Source organism: uncultured Marivirga sp. (assembly GCF_963974845.1).
Taxonomy (GTDB): Bacteria; Bacteroidota; Bacteroidia; order Cytophagales; family Cyclobacteriaceae; genus Marivirga; species Marivirga harenae.
In genome coordinates this window covers 409,947-425,685 of the sequence record NZ_CAXBEQ010000001.1, presented here as the reverse complement: position 1 = coordinate 425,685, position 15,739 = coordinate 409,947, and the positions used below count along the sequence as shown (strand labels likewise).

The following is a 15,739-nucleotide window of genomic DNA, read 5'->3' as shown; positions in this document are numbered from 1 at the left end:
GACACTTTAATTTCAAAACTTACTTCTTAAACAACCATTGCTCAGGATTTAGCTTCTGGCTATTTTTCCAGACTTGAAACTGGATTTCCGATGTTCCATCACCATTGGTATATACTGTACCCAATGACTGTTTAGCGTCCACCTTATCCCCTTTTGTTACTTTTACATCTTTCAATTTAGCATAAACAGTGAAATATTCTCCATGCTGCACCATCACTACATTGTTCATCCCCGGAATAAATGCAACATTTCTGACTTCACCGTCAAAAACTGCTCTTATTTCCTCATTTTCATTGGTTTGAATATCAACCCCATCATTTTTTATCTGAATATTCTTATATACTGGATGCGGGTGTGTCCCGAATTTTTGTGTGATAAAACCAGAGTTAACAGGCCAAAACAGCTTATTTCGGTTGCCAGCAAATGAATCTGATAATTCCTTAGCTTCCGGGGTTAATGCAAATTTAGTAGAAGAAGTACCCTTAGAACTTTTCTCAATTTCTTTCTTTATTAGGTCTGCTATAATTTTCTCAAGATTATCAACTGCCTTCTTCCGCTCTTCTATTTCATTTTTGACCTGCTTCTCTCTTTTATTCAACTCTGCTACCAAATCACTCTGCTGCAGTTTCAATTTGTTGAGTTCCCTATTTCTGAATATTTGTTCCTGTAATAAAGTACTCTTCTCAATTCTCACCTCTTCAACACTTTCCTTTTGGCCAATTAACAAATCTTTGATCATTTCAATTTGATTAGCTTGTTGCCTACGCATTTTGCCATAATATTCCATGTACTTGAGACGCATGAACATCTCGTAAAAGGAGGAGGAGGCAAAAACATAAGCCAATTTACTCAATGACTGATTGCTTTTTTGAGTTGCATAAAGCATACTAGCGTACTCAGCTTTCATTTTGTCTAGGTCAGATTCCATTGAGTTAATGATACTGCCAATTTCATTTAATTTTTGATTTAATAAATTTAGCTCGTTAGAAATCGAATTTGTGAGAGATTGTTGAGCCTCAATTTTATAGTTTAAGGCATTCAGCTGACCAATTGTAGCTTTTTTCTTAGAAGTGGTTTGGCTTAATATTTTTTCTGCCTGGCTAATTTTTTCTAGGTTTTCCTTCTTTTCTTTTTCAAGCTCTTCCCTAGATTTTTGAGCCAAAATGGAATTACTTCCAAAAAAAAGTAAGGCAAAAATGACTATATGTAAAAAATTAATTTTCATACTTACCCGGGACACTGAAAGGGAAAGAAATTGGACTATCACTTACTTCCACTTTTGAGTGATTAATTTCAACTTGTGTCGATTCCTCTGTTCCTTTGGCTATAATTTCAACATTAGTATTGAATGGAAATGCCTGATTTGCCACTATGTTAAATTCGGAAAAAATAATTTCCATTCTACTTCCGTCTGGTATCTCCCGAACTTTCACGTTTTCTACCTTCCTATTTTTGGAAGAGGCTCGAGTTTCCAATTCAAACCTACCCCTTTGTTGAGCAATTTTCAATTCTCCCGCTCTTTTGGAAAAATTATCATTCCTTTTAAAATCAAAAACCTGGTTTCCTAAAATAATAGACTGGATCATTTCAAAATTAATATCAAAATTAAGCGCATTGCTTAAACTTTGGTAATTATATCGATAAACGTCCTTATTAACCCTATCCATAAAAACAATAGTATCTTGACTGATGAATCCTCTGGCTGCCTCAATTCCGAAAACCGGAGAAACAGAAATCCAAATAATACTGTCCTTCTTCATTCTGATACTTGCGCTTGAACTTAAGCTTCTGTCAGGAGAGCTGAATCTGATCTTTGATTTTGCTTGTAAATAATCGAAATCAAATCTCTCCAGAGCATACTCTTCTTCTATTGAGGAAGTAGGTAAAAGCTTTTTACCGCAAGAGGATAATACTAAAACTGCAGAGCATAACAGCACACTAAATAGACGCATCATAATATTTTTTATCAGCTATTTTTTTATCAATTAAATCAGAAGCTCCACCTAAAGATTTGGCTTTCTTCCATTGTTCCAATGCTTTTTCTTTTTGACCTACTTTAAATAAAGCATCAGCGTAATGTTCGACAATAGTAGCAGAAGTTTGATTTTCTGCCGCTTTTTCCAAAACTCTTAGAGCTTCTTCGTATTCTTCATTTTGAAAAAGTACCCAACCGTAAGTATCCAAAAAGGTGGTATTTTCTGGGTTTGCTTTCACCATTCTACTTGAAAGCTCTTTCGCCCTCTCTAAATTTTTCTTTTTTAATGACAAATAGTAAGTATAGTTATTGATGGCGAAATAATTATTTGGGTTTGCTTTGATCGCTTCTTCATAGGTTGAAAAGGCTTTTTCATATTGCTTATCGGCATGATAAGCATCCGCTAACTGGGCGGCAAAACTGCTTTTCATTCTATCATTTCCGTAAACAATTGACTTCCCTTGCTCCCACATCATAATGGCATTTTTGAAATTCTTCAATGAAAAATGTGCCGAGCCACCATATAAATATAAAACGGGCTGATTTGGGAAATAAGAAATGGCTTCATCAGCATAATCAATTACTTTTTGGTAATTATTCTTTTCCATTTCTAATGACAATAGGTTTTGCCAAAGTTGTAGGTTATTGCCATTAATTTTAACTGCCCTTTCATAGAAGTATTGAGCACTGTCCATTTCCTTTAGAGCAAAGTGTAAATCACCATTAGCAGCATAGGCATTGGCATCATTGGAGTGAACCTTTAAAATATTAGATCCTAGCTGCTTAAGTTCTGAATTATTTTCATTCTCTGATAACTTTTGAATAAGAGCAACGAAATTATTCAACTTATCTTCTAATTGGATTTCCTCAGAGTTAAATGCTTTCTTAAAATACTTTAATGCCAAATCAATTTCATTGGTTTGTCTGTATAGCTTAGCCAATTCCATTTCTACTAGCGCTTGATTTGGATGTTCATTCAAATATTCCTTCAAATAATCGACTGCCTCCAATTTTTTATCATTTGAAACTAATATTTGCGCAACGGAAACTGCATAGCTCCCTACTTTAGGATACGCCTTAACAAGCCGCTTTCCTTCCGCAATCGCTTCTTTTAACTTGTTTTGTTTTAAATAGATCTTTTGTTTCTGAGTACTAACTTCCTCCAAAACTCCCAAACGCTGCTCAATCCTATCATATGTTTTTAAAGCTGAATTAGGGTTTCCATTATACAGATATAATGCCGCTAGTTCCAATAAATAATCATCTGGAGCTTCTTCATTGAGTTTATACAAGACTTCGTATGTATCTATCGCACTGGATAAATCCCCTAAGTCAGTATAAATTTCAGCTTGCAAGGCCTGATAGTAATAATTATTAGGTTCCTCATCAGTTGCTTTTGAAATATAAAAAAGTGCCTGTTCGGTATCTTCACTATCCTTTAGAATTTTGGCAATTTTAAAATTCAAGGCAGAATTCTCAGGCATTATTTGGTGCGCTTTCATAAAGCTGTCCAATGCTTTAGAAGGATTATCGATTGCCAAAAAGTGCATTCCCTCTACTATCAAAAACTCGACATTGAATCGATCAACCTTTAAAGGATCAGCGTCAGGCAAAATATCCTCCTGCTGAGGAGTTTCAGGTACTTGTGCATTCACCACAAAAGCTGAACTCATCAAAAGAACCACAAAAAACAAAATGCTAACGCTATTCCCTATCTTAATTTCCACTCTATCTCTATTCAATCACCTTATTGTAATCACCAATACTTAAATCCTTAGCCGCTCCCTGATATAATACAAAGCTTCCTAACATACTGTTTTTAAGTTGCGCTTCAGTTATATTGGAGTTCTTTTGAATAATGCTGTTACTTATTCTGCTATCATGAACTTCTGTATTATCTCCGATGGAAACGTGAGGACCCACCACAGAGTTTTTTATTGAAACATTATCACCCAAATAGACGGGAGGAATAATTACTGAATTCTCAACATTCGCAGAGAGACTAATCAATTCTTCATCCTTAATGAACTCCAAATAGCGCTGATTGGTATAAACCGTAGCATCTTTATTGCCGCAATCCAACCACTCTGTCACAGTGCCAGGGCGTAATTTGACTCCTTTCGCCTTCATATTTTCCAATGCCACTGTGATTTGGAACTCACCACCTGCATCTTTGATATCGTTATCCAGTAAGTATTGCAACTCTTTCCTTAAGTCTTCGCCCTTCTGGAAGTAATAAATACCTATAATTGCCAAATTGGAAACCGGAGTGTCAGGCTTTTCAATGAAATCCGTAATTACATTATCATCGTTCACTTTTACAACACCAAAAGCGGAAGGATCATCAACTTTTTGCGTCCAAATGATCCCTTCTTCAGATGTATCTAATTTAAAATCAGCCTTGAATAGGGTATCAGCAAAAGCCACAACAGAATTCCCATCCAATAAATCTTTCGCACACATAATGGCGTGGGCAGTACCTAAGGCTTCTTCTTGATAATGGATGGAGCCCTTTGCTCCTACAGATTCAGCAATATTTATTAAACTTTCTTCAATCTCCTTCCCAAAGGAAGATTTAATAATAAAACCAATTTTATCTACCTCGCTGCCGCAAACTTTTGCAATATCTTCGACCAATCTCTGCACAATTGGTTTTCCGGCTATCGGAACTAATGGTTTTGGAATTGTTAAAGTATGAGGACGCATTCGTTTTCCCATACCTGCCATTGGAATAATAATGTTCATAATGATTTATATCTTTTAATGCCGATTGGCTTTATAGCTTAATTAAAAACTAAATTTAAGAAAAAAATGATTCTATCTTAGACTTTACCAGTACTTCCAAAACCACCGGCACTTCTTTCAGAGTCTTCAAGACTATCTACTAAACTCCAGTCAATTTGCTCATGTTTAGAAATCACCATTTGTGCAACTCTTTCCCCTGATTCAATCAAAAAGGAATCGTCTGAAAGATTTACCAGTAAAATCTTAATTTCACCTCTATAATCTGCATCTATTGTTCCTGGACTGTTCAGCACTGTGATCCCGTGCTTAAATGCCAACCCACTTCTAGGGCGTATTTGCGCTTCATGTCCTTTAGGTAGTTCCATATACAAACCTGTCGGCACAAGCACCCTTTGCATTGGCTTTAAGTCAATAGGTTCACCCAAATTGGCTCTTAAATCCAAACCAGCCGCACTGTCTGTTTGATATGCAGGTAATTCGTTCTTCGATTTATTTATAACTTTTACTTCCATAATTTATTATTGAAAACTCAAAAGTATCATTTTAATTTATTGGATAAAATACTCTTACGTTCATACAGAAACATCAAGGCAGCATAGAGCGCACTAATTCCGATACCTAAACCATAATTGAGCCCTGTATTGGCAGGTTTAAAGTAAAAAAATACTGCAATTATTACGCCAGCAATCAAAATATTCAAGACTATCTTTCCTACGGGATAGGGTATTTTAAAATGCTTCTGCCCACTAAAATAACAGTATGCGGTCATACTAAAGTAAGCCAAAACTGATGCGAAAGCAGCTCCGGTATATCCCAAAATAGGTATTAAAAGGATGTCTCCCATCAAAGCTACCAGTCCGCCAACTATGCTAATATAGACTCCATAGTACGTTTTATCAGTCAATTTAAACCAAATACTAAGATTTATATAAATCCCAAAAAACAATTTCCCTAGTAGCAATATTGGAACCAAAAACAAGGCATCACGAAAAGCATCTTTACTTAAAAATATTCTACCAATCAAATCTGCATTCAAACTCACTCCCACCCAAATCAGCAAGGAAAGCGAAACAAAATAATAAAGCACCTTTGCAAAAAGCTCTGGGGCTTCTTTATCTTCTGCCTGACTAAAGAAGAAAGGTTCTCCAGCATAGCGAAATGCTTGAATCGCTAATGCCATAAAAATACTAAGTTTGAAGGTAGCAGAATAAATCCCTAAGGCTTCTTCAGCATTTACTCCCTCATAAAAATTTTGCGGCAACAAATATTCAAAGATGATCTTATCCAGTTGCTCTACGGCTATACCCGCCAAACCCATTAACAATATTGGTACTGCGTAGACCATCATTTTCTTGGTTCTCGCCCCATGGAATCTTAATCTGACTAAAAATATTTCCTGATATAATATGATCAGCATGCATGCATTCGCCAACAAATTGGCTAGAAAAACATATCCTATATCAAATGGCTCTTGAGTGTCCCATTGCATGTATCCTGACTTTGCCAAAAATGGAAACAGCACCAAAAAGCATAAATTAAATAATATATTCAGCACTATACTGCTCATTCGAGTAAATGCAAATTTTCGAGCTTTATGAGCTAAACGTAGTTTTGCCAGTGGTATAGCGACTATGGCATCTACAAAAAAGATGACAGATAGATAACGGACAATGTAAGTTTCAACAGATAAATCCAGAAATTGTATTATCTGTTCAGCAAATATAAATATTGCGCCACTAAAAAGAATAGAAGTTAATAATATAGAGGTAAAAGCCTGTTCGTAGTAATTTCCTGATTTTTCTCTGGTAGCAAAACGGAAATACGCTGTTTCCATTCCGTAGGTATAGATTATATTCAAAAAGGCAGCATAGGCGTACAACTTGGTAATAGTTCCAAATTGATCCGTCATAAAAACTGCAGTGTGAATAGGAACTAACAGATAATTCAACAATCTGCCCAAAATACTGGGCAATCCATATAAACCGGCTTCGGATGCTAATTTTTTTAATGGATTCATGCTGGGAAGGTGGTAGTAGGATGCGGTAAGAGGGAAGTTGAGTACCAGAAATAAGAAATAGGAAGAAAGAGACCAAAACGATACATCATCTTCCTAATTCCCATATTTTTCTAATTATTAATTAAAAAATTATTAAGTATTAATTACTGCTATTCACCTTTAAACTCCGCAGCTCTTTTTTCTAAGAACGCTTTTGTTCCTTCCTTGAAATCTTCGGATTTGCAACAAGCCGCGAAGCTATTGGCTTCAGTTTGATAACCATTTTCTTCTCCAGCATAATAAGCATTTATGCTATCAATCACCATCCCGATAGCTAAAGGAGCTTTGCTATTGATTTTACTTAATATAGCATTGGCCAGTGTCATTAATTCGTCATGACTTTCAGCGATGTGGTTTACTAACCCAAGGCTTTTCGCTTCTTCAGCATCGATGAAATCAGCTGTCATCATTAATTCCAAAGCTTTTCCCTTGCCGATCAACTGCGTTAATCTCTGTGTACCGCCATATCCGGGGATTATACCCAAATTTACTTCCGGCTGACCAAATTTTGCATTAGGTGTTGCAACTCGCATATGACAAGCCATAGCCAATTCACAACCACCGCCTAAAGCAAAACCATTTACCGCTGCCAAGACAGGTTTATGGCACTTTTCTATCATCTCAAAAACCTCCTGGCCGTTCTCGGAAAACTTTCTGCCATTCATTTCATTGAGTTCTGATATCTCAGAAATATCCGCCCCTGCTACAAAAGCTTTTTCTCCTGCCCCAGTTAAGATGACAGATTTCACATCCGGATTATCATAAATATCTTGGAAAGCTTCACGCAATTCTTCTATAGTGGCGATATTTAAGGCATTTAGTTTTTCGGCTCTATTGATGGTGACGGTTAACACACCATTATCATTAGCCAGTTGTAGGTTTTCAAAATCAGCCATAAATGAATTCTAGTTTCTTTTAGAATGCAAATATAGCGCATGCGAATGCAACCACAAAGAGCTAATTGTTATAATGACTGTAATCTTACCACTAAGTTTTGGATATTAGGGGCTTAATCGAGTAAAATGAGTGGTTCAACGTAAATACTATATACTTGACAACCAATATGTAGGGAGTAGTCGTATATTAAGTGTATTATGTAATAAATCATCAGTGATTTACTTATTGATATTGAATAGATTAGATCTATTGAAGTATATTTGCATTATAATCTATATGAAAATGAAGAACATTTTATTTATTACCCTACTTTCTACTGTACTATTAACTAAAGCTTATAGCCAGAAAACTAGTAATGATAATTACGAGGGTATTTGGACGAATAATAGTTCTTGGCAAGGTGGTACAGCTCCTAACACTACTGGATTAGGGCCTGAAAACATTACTATACAAGGATATATAAATAGAGGTGAATATCCAGCACCAACTCCGGGTACGTCAACTGCATTGCAGTTTGCTACAAATAATGAGGGAAGGGATTTTACCGTAAATGATACATTGGTAGTATATGGAGATGTTGTATTTGAAAACAAAGCAATGCAATTAGTCATTGGCACAGGAGGAGTCTTTATAGTATTTGGCAATTTAGTTTTAGATAATAAAATATCTATTAATACCGAAGGAACATTAATAGTTAAAGGTACGGTCAGCAGAGATCAAGGCAATACAAATCAAGCTGATTATTCAGGGAATGGTAATGTATATGCTACAGAATACACTGGTACTTCAGATGACATTATAAACGGTGGAGACCCAAATAGTGCAAGAACTATTGATCAGCTATCAGATGATGGTTTTTCTGATTTAGAAAATTTTGTAAATGGAGATGGTCAAACTTCACTTCCGATCGAACTAAAATCCTTTACTACTACCAAATCAAATAAAAATATCAATTTAAACTGGGTAACCGCTAAAGAAGAGAATTTCTCACATTTTGAGATTGAGCGTTCTTTAGACCAGAGCAATTGGGACCCAATTGGAATGGTTCAAGGTTTAGGTGAAAGTAATTCAGATGTCTATTATGATTTTACGGATAGAAATAGTCCGTTCGGTGTTGTTCATTATCGATTAAAAGCAGTAGATATTGATGGATCTTTTGAATACTCACCAGTTTCAAGCATTAAAGTGGGGTTTGAAGGTAAATTAGCGGTATCGCCTAATCCCGTGAAGGATGTTTCCAACTTAAAAATTCAGGTACCAACTGAATTTAGAGAGAAATTAGCTTATGTAGGGTTATTTGACCTAAATGGTGTTAAAATCCAGGAATTTAGAGAATATAATACCGATGGCACACTGCAAATCAATCAGAAATTGAAGTCCGGCATGTACATCTTAAAAGTAATTCATAACGGATTACAAGAAAATATTAGAGTTATTATTCAATAAGATAACTCATCATCATGCAACAATAGGGTTAGCCTCGCAGCAATGCGGGGCTTTTTTTTGTTCATAGCATAATTATAACCAGGTACAATACACCCCTATGATCCCCTCAAGGGGATACTTCGCACAGATTTACGGTTCTTTTTTAATTTGGGGAGGAAATTGCTTAATTGAAATAAATTGACCAATATTCAACCATAGGAGCGCCTAGTAGAAATGTGAGGCTTTTTTTGACCCCTAACCCGCCTGAAGTCGATACCTTTGTCACAGAAAGTTATGTTTTTGTTATTAGATATAAGATTGTTTCTCCTTAAATCTATGCCCTCAGTTAATTTGACAGAAACGATGCTAACTTATATTAAATACTCTCTTAATTACGAGCAAAATATCCACTTGAAGGGATTATAGAAATATATTTTAAGACTATGGAACTAGGTCTCCTAATTAAAATCGAACTCATCCGTGGAAGCCTCAGGAACTGCTTTCTCGTCTTTAATCTCCACTTCTACTGTACCTTTTTTGAACTGTGCTTCTTCTTGTTCCCTTATTCTTCTGGCAATTTCCTTATCGTATTCCGTTACTTTAAATTCAGTCCTTCGGTTGGTTTCATGTTCTTCTTCCGTTTCAGCATCTTCAATGATCAACTGGCTTTCCCCGTACCCTTTAGCCTTAATTCTTGAAGGGTCAATGCCTTGAGAAATAATATAAGCAACAGCTGATTCTGCTCTTCTTCTAGAAAGATCTTGATTATATGCCGCCTCTCCCCTGGCATCCGTATGTGAACTTAGTTCAATTTTTATCGGTGGATTATCATTTAAAATAGTAACTAATTTATCAAGCTCGACTGCCGCATCTGCTCGAATATTAGCGGAATCGAAATCGTAGTAAATATTCTCAAGCTCAAAAGCTTTATCCAAAATAATCTCTTCGAGCAGAATTTCTGTTTGGAATACTTTATTAGTAATTAATGAAGTCAATTGGCTTTTATCCAATGTTTTTCCTATTGTAGAAAACGTCTTTCTGGTGGTAAAAAAATTATCTCGCTCTGCAATAATGAAATACTCCTCCTCTTCAGATACTCTGAAATTAAATTTCCCATCTTGCCCAGTTAAAATTTCTCCAAGCAAAACGCTGTCTTGAGAGAAAATTCTTACGTTTACACCAGGCAGAATTACCTCCACTTCATTTGAATTATTGGTAGTAGTTACGCCTTCAAGAAAATAGTTGATAATTTTAAGATTTGGATCTTCATTCTTAAATGTATAAATATCATCTCTTCCTTTTCCTCCAGGCCTGTCACTTGAAAAGAAGCCTCTATCAGGTGAATACATAAATACAGCAAAATCATCTTTATTGGAATTCATAGGTTTCCCTAAGTGGGAGATTGTAACCTTCCCTCCTTTTCGGTCAGCCACAAAAATATCAAGTTTACCTAATCCGGGATGCCCGTTGGAGGAAAAATATAACTTTCCATCCTGTGAGGTGGAAGGAAACATTTCGTCTTCTGGTGTATTAATTTTCTCACCCAGATTTCTAACATTCCCCCATTGACCTCTGCTATTAACCGTTGCAGAGTAAAGATCAACCCCTCCAAATCCACCTTCTCTTGTGGAGGAAAAATATAGTGTTCTTCCATCTTCACTAAAGGCAGGAGTAGAATTCCATGCTTCAGGATCATTTATCCTCATTAATTCAGGTTCGGACCATTTACTATTTCTATATCTTGTAATATATAGATTAACATCATTAAGCCCTTTCCGTTTCCCTGTATTACCTCTTGCAAAAACCATAGTTCGACCCCGTGGATCAATGGCCACAGAACCTTCATTTGCATCTGGCCAATTAATAATTGGGGGTAGTTTTTGTATGCTACTTGTGTCCACATTTGCACCCCGTGATTTCACCTTGTAGATATCAGAGTAATTGTCTCCGGTGGCCTTGTATATCTTGCCATCGTCATCTCTAGTTGAAGTAAAATACAATTCGTCATCATGAAAAAATGGAGCATATTCTGCTGCTGGTGTATTTATTTCCTCTAGATTTTTAACCGTATAGAATGTTTGATCCTCGAGGATTTCGTCAATATTGGAAAGGTTTTTCAACTGGAATTCGGCCAATCTCTTAATTTCAGGATTATTTGCGTTGGGCAAATAATTCTCCAAGACTTCCTTGGCTTGGGTGTAAGAGGAATTCGACTTTAATGCGAGTGCGTAATTATAAAAAACTTCATCTTCTCTATATCCTGAATCGATGGCGGCCTCATAAAAAGGTGCAGATATCTCCAATCGATTGGATAGTCTGTATGATTCAGCTGTTTTAAATAATGCTTGAGCAGCATTATCATTTTTCTTTACCGCCTGTTTATATAAATTGATAGCAGAATTAAATTCACCTTTTTCAAACTTTTTCTCTGCCTTTTTATAAACAGAACATGCGTTTATGAATAAAAAACTAATAAAAACTAAAATTTGTGCAGTATTCCTCAAAAGTCGATCCTCCTGTTTTAAAGTAAACGAAAAAGTTGCAATAATTATACTTTTGCTCTCAAAAATCTAGCCATCCAGCTATCACTCACAGGAATTAACCAATGAGAATCAAAATCTCCTTTGCTAGTCACCATATTGTTAAAAGTCAATAAATCGGGCGTAATTTCTTCTGACTCCACTTTTGATTTAATGCCCGCTAAGTTTTCTAAGAAGATTTCATCATTTCTTTTAAAAGCTACCTTCCCTTTGTCAAGCAGGTTGACTTTTAATTCATTCTCTATAGCCTTAATGAAATGTACTGATTTATCAATTGAGCAACCTGTTGCAGGTGCTTGAGTTTCATCTACGGCCAATATTATAAATCGATTAAATTTAACTTCAATCGAAGCTTTTAGTGCTTGATTATGAGCTGTCCAAGATTCCACAAATGCTTTACCATTATCAAGAATAAATTGCTCCTCAGTCTCATTGAGTACCCTATCCGATTGGTAAACCCACAGTCTTGAACTCTTATCTAACTCATTAAAATTGGTGTACATATCTGATTTGTAATTATTTGTTTTGCTAATGCTAAAAAATTATAACGTTGATTCAAATTTCTCCAATTAACGATTCTTAAAGTTAATAAGTTCGAAGGAAATTACTCAAAAAGAACTCTGAGCCTTCGCTAGCTCCAAGTTCTCTTTATTTTTGTCTCTCCTCTGAAATTTGAATAGTCAATTCAACTTTACGATTTAGTGTTGCTGACAAACACTGCTTCAATAGAAAATAAAGCAAACCTGTCACGGCTCCTGGCTAAGAAATTAAGGCTGTAAAATAATCCAGTATTGATAATTAAGGTGTTCCTGACAGGTTTAAAAAATTTCTGTAGATCAAGTTAGCATTCCACCATCAACCTGAATTACTTGACCTGTAATATAAGCAGACATATCAGATCCCAGAAAAACGCATAAATCTGCTACGTCCTCTGGCCTTCCACCTCTTTTCAATGGAATGGCATCTCTCCAGCCTTGAACTGTTTTCTCATCCAAGGCATCGGTCATTTCCGTTTCGATAAAACCTGGTGCAATGGCATTTGAACGAATATTTCTTGATCCTAATTCTAAGGCTACAGATTTGGTGAAACCTATAATACCTGCTTTGGAAGCGGCATAATTTGCTTGACCAGGATTTCCTTTAATACCTACCACAGAAGTCATATTGATGATAGAACCACTTTTTTGCTTCATGAAGGTACGGTTTGCTGCTTTCACAGTATTGAAACAAGATTTTAAATTGATATTAATGACATCATCCCACATTTCCTCAGTCATTCGCATCAACAAATTATCTTTAGTAATCCCAGCATTATTCACTAAAACATCCAAGCTACCAAAATCTGAGACGACATTTGCTATCAACTCTTCTGCTGCTTGAAAATTTGAGGCATCGGAACGATATCCCTTAACCTTTACACCGTAGGCATCAGTTAGTTCTTTTTCTAATGCTTGACCTTTTTCAACACTAGATAAAAAAGTAAAGGCTACGTTAGCACCCTGTTCAGCATACTTTTCGGCAATAGATTTACCTATTCCTTTTGAAGCACCCGTGATAAGTGCGGTTTTTCCTTCTAATAGTTTTGTCATAATCGGTTTGTAGTTGATTGTAAAAAGTCTAAAATTACAAGGATTAAGCTAATTAAGAAAATGAAAGGGGAAATAGACTTAAAAAGATTTGTCAATAAATATGAATATATCATTATTGCTCCCTTACTATTAACAGCATTTTGTATTCATTTATATGCAACTTCTGGTGGTTTAATTTGGAATTCAGATTCCTTTCACTACTGGTCCGCATCAAGGAGTTTTCAGTCAGATTTTGTTCTTAAAGCTTATGACGGTGGCGTTTACACATTCTGGCCACCCCTCTTCCCGATAATAATGAGCTTCTTTAGTGAGAAAGCTTATTATATTTTTCACACTATTTGTTTACTGTCCGCCTTACTATTTATCTACTGGGTTGTTAAACTAAAATCTAGTAGAAATTTAGCAATTCCTACTTTAGCAATATTCTCTGTATCAGTTTACCCTTATCTTGTCTCTAGCTTTCTTTGGTCAGAAACAATCTTTATCCTTCTTTTTTACTCAGGTTTATATTTCTACATAAAATGGAGAGGTGAGCAATCCAAGATTCAGTTTCTGTTTATAGCTACAATCCTGTTATCCCTAATGTGTTTACAAAGAAATGCAGGTGTTTTTATCATACTAGGACTTACAATTCAATCAATAGGTACCTTTCTAAAGGAAAGAAAATGGCATTATCTCCTAAAGATGATATTCATCCACCTGGTCATAATAACTCCGAATGTTGTATGGAATATTAATCAAAAACTCAGGTTTCCTGAAGAATTTTATTTTTACAGCAGTCCGCCAATTATTGACTTCTTTTCAAATCTTAAAACGTTTGCAAGTGAATTAATAAGAATATTTATACCCTATAGTGACCTAATTCCCCCATTTCTATTAATTACTGGAGGTACAGTTATTTTATCAGTCCCCTTATTGTCAAAAATCAATAACATTCTATCTACTATATTTCTGACTTACATTGTTTCATTCTTGCTATTACCCAAATTTGAATTAAGCGAAACAGGCAGATTTCTAGCTCCTGTTATACCCTTATTAATTTTACAACTAACAACTATTTCGAAAAGGCTTTATGAAAAACTAATTTCTAGTAAAATGAAAATGGTATTATCTGCACTTATCGTTATTCTTTTAATATATAATATTACAAGGACTACTAAAAACGTAGCGCAATGGAATTATAGAAGTAAACATCAGCAAAAGTCAGCAAAAATATTCTACTAACAACTGTGCTTCAAACTTCATAGGCCCATATTGCTATTTTATGATTATAATTTTAGCCTGAAGTCAGCCTAAATAAGAATTGAACTCAAGTCGAAAGAGTCCGTCCTGAGTCCATTCCAGAAAAAAACATTTCTGATCGCTCTCAAAACACTATAGCTTCCCAAAAGAGCAATACCAAAATAAGTAACTCTTTTAACAATAATCGATTGAGTAGATTTAATGAGATCATCAATTTGAAGAAACAGATTTAAGAACAACAGCAAATAAAAAATTGCCAGGTACCTTTCAGCTGCATAATACTCTACTCTAAATACAGATATCATTAAAACGCAATAAATTATAAAAAGTAAGGGAGTCAAATAAATCTTACTTCTATGGTTCTGAAAGTAGAGCAGAGAAGATTTATAAATGACAATAAAAAGAATGACTACACTTACAGATCTGCTAAAGAGGCCATCAATCATATAAGGAAAAAACCAACTCGTGATTGCTTTACTATAAGAGGTGAGATTATATCCAATATGGTTAATTCTTCCTGAGATTAATGGAGTTATAAACCTATCCCAGCGGCCTAAAAATCCTTCGCTGAACAAAAATACCCATCCAAATGAAATAAAGAACAAGATCACAATTGAAAGTAAAACTATTTTTTTTCTTTTTGATCTAATTAGGAGAAACCCAAAAATAGGGACAACCAAAAATATACCTGCAAAACGTACAAAGGGAAGGGTTATTAACAATACAATTGCCGAAAAAACATAACTAGTAAGTTGAGTTTTATGGTGTTTTTCAAGTAAAAAAAAGGTTAATAGTAGAATTGTTAAAAACAGAGGTTCTGTCCATAAAAATGAGCTAATTAGTAAGTGAGGAGTTGCGAAAATTACTATTGTTAAAAATGTATAGCGCAAATAAGCATGTTTGATCTGGTGAGACCAGTAAACACCAAAGGCTTGAATAACAATAAAACAAAGAAAATTTAACCAAACCATATTGCTCTCACCCAGAACTGCAATTAAGAATGGTAAAACTGGTGGTTTAACATTGAATCCTTGTATTTGAAAAAAACCAACTGAATTAACCTCATTCGCAATTTCAACATACATCCTTGAGTCGAAGGTATAGCCCAATCCAAAGAAATTCACAACCCAAAATAAAATTCCGGAAATGAATAATGTTAAAATATAATCGAAATACTTTTTAATAAAAAAAGGAATAAATGTTTCACGCATGCAGAAAGGACTTAAAAAACAAAAACTTATTCAATGATATGGAAAATTTGATAAAAGCA

General features: G+C 35.1%; 13 protein-coding genes. 2 read left to right on the top strand and 11 right to left on the bottom strand.

All coding sequences use genetic code 11. The annotated features are described in order from the left end of the window. Window positions 1–19: 19 nt before the first annotated feature. From AAC601_RS01895 to AAC601_RS01865, 7 genes are all read right to left on the bottom strand, one after another. Complete coding sequence (locus AAC601_RS01895; RefSeq protein ID WP_340152312.1) at window positions 20–1,225, bottom strand: peptidoglycan DD-metalloendopeptidase family protein; 1,206 nt, start codon at window positions 1,223–1,225, stop codon at window positions 20–22. Next, window positions 1,215–1,955 carry a DUF4292 domain-containing protein gene (locus AAC601_RS01890; protein ID WP_303267947.1) on the bottom strand — a complete coding sequence of 247 codons (741 nt, stop codon included), beginning with the start codon at window positions 1,953–1,955 and terminating at the stop codon, window positions 1,215–1,217. The genes AAC601_RS01895 and AAC601_RS01890 overlap by 11 nt, the downstream gene beginning before the upstream one ends. Then, window positions 1,939–3,702: a tetratricopeptide repeat protein gene (locus AAC601_RS01885; protein ID WP_340152311.1), complete on the bottom strand. Its 1,764-nt coding sequence runs from the start codon at window positions 3,700–3,702 to the stop codon at window positions 1,939–1,941. The genes AAC601_RS01890 and AAC601_RS01885 overlap by 17 nt, the downstream gene beginning before the upstream one ends. Window positions 3,703–3,709: 7 nt before the next feature. Continuing rightward, window positions 3,710–4,720: a sugar phosphate nucleotidyltransferase gene (locus AAC601_RS01880; RefSeq protein WP_303267945.1), complete on the bottom strand. Its 1,011-nt coding sequence runs from the start codon at window positions 4,718–4,720 to the stop codon at window positions 3,710–3,712. A 77-nt stretch (window positions 4,721–4,797) separates the two neighbouring features. Further along, window positions 4,798–5,232: a dUTP diphosphatase gene (gene dut, locus AAC601_RS01875; protein WP_303267944.1), complete on the bottom strand. Its 435-nt coding sequence runs from the start codon at window positions 5,230–5,232 to the stop codon at window positions 4,798–4,800. 26 nt (window positions 5,233–5,258) lie between these two features. Further along, window positions 5,259–6,737 (bottom strand): polysaccharide biosynthesis C-terminal domain-containing protein, encoded by a 1,479-nt coding sequence (locus tag AAC601_RS01870; RefSeq protein ID WP_340152310.1) that lies wholly within the window; start codon window positions 6,735–6,737, stop codon window positions 5,259–5,261. Window positions 6,738–6,886: 149 nt separating this feature from the next. Further along, the gene (locus tag AAC601_RS01865) at window positions 6,887–7,672 is read right to left on the bottom strand and encodes an enoyl-CoA hydratase-related protein (protein WP_340152309.1); all 786 of its coding nucleotides are present in this window, start codon (window positions 7,670–7,672) and stop codon (window positions 6,887–6,889) included. A 283-nt stretch (window positions 7,673–7,955) separates the two neighbouring features. On the opposite strand from AAC601_RS01865, the gene AAC601_RS01860 reads away from it, so the two are divergent. Further along, window positions 7,956–9,119: a T9SS type A sorting domain-containing protein gene (locus AAC601_RS01860; RefSeq protein WP_303267941.1), complete on the top strand. Its 1,164-nt coding sequence runs from the start codon at window positions 7,956–7,958 to the stop codon at window positions 9,117–9,119. Between the two features lie 437 nt (window positions 9,120–9,556). Here AAC601_RS01860 and AAC601_RS01855 read toward each other — a convergent pair whose 3' ends face one another. The 3 genes from AAC601_RS01855 to fabG all read right to left on the bottom strand — a co-directional run bounded on the left by AAC601_RS01855 (window position 9,557) and on the right by fabG (window position 13,227). Further along, entirely contained in the window at window positions 9,557–11,602 is a 2,046-nt protein-coding gene (locus tag AAC601_RS01855; RefSeq protein ID WP_303267940.1) for an OmpA family protein, read from the bottom strand. A gap of 44 nt (window positions 11,603–11,646) precedes the next feature. Next, window positions 11,647–12,141, bottom strand: coding sequence for a hypothetical protein (locus AAC601_RS01850; protein WP_340152308.1), 495 nt, complete (start codon window positions 12,139–12,141; stop codon window positions 11,647–11,649). A 333-nt stretch (window positions 12,142–12,474) separates the two neighbouring features. Continuing rightward, window positions 12,475–13,227, bottom strand: a complete 753-nt coding sequence (gene fabG / locus AAC601_RS01845) for a 3-oxoacyl-[acyl-carrier-protein] reductase (RefSeq protein ID WP_340152307.1) — start codon at window positions 13,225–13,227, stop codon at window positions 12,475–12,477. A 60-nt stretch (window positions 13,228–13,287) separates the two neighbouring features. Here fabG and AAC601_RS01840 point away from each other — a divergent pair, with 60 nt between their 5' ends. After that, window positions 13,288–14,451, top strand: coding sequence for a hypothetical protein (locus AAC601_RS01840; RefSeq protein WP_340152306.1), 1,164 nt, complete (start codon window positions 13,288–13,290; stop codon window positions 14,449–14,451). 68 nt (window positions 14,452–14,519) lie between these two features. Here the strand turns inward: AAC601_RS01840 and AAC601_RS01835 are convergent, their stop codons facing one another. Continuing rightward, window positions 14,520–15,680, bottom strand: a complete 1,161-nt coding sequence (locus AAC601_RS01835) for a hypothetical protein (protein WP_340152305.1) — start codon at window positions 15,678–15,680, stop codon at window positions 14,520–14,522. Window positions 15,681–15,739 lie beyond the last annotated feature (59 nt).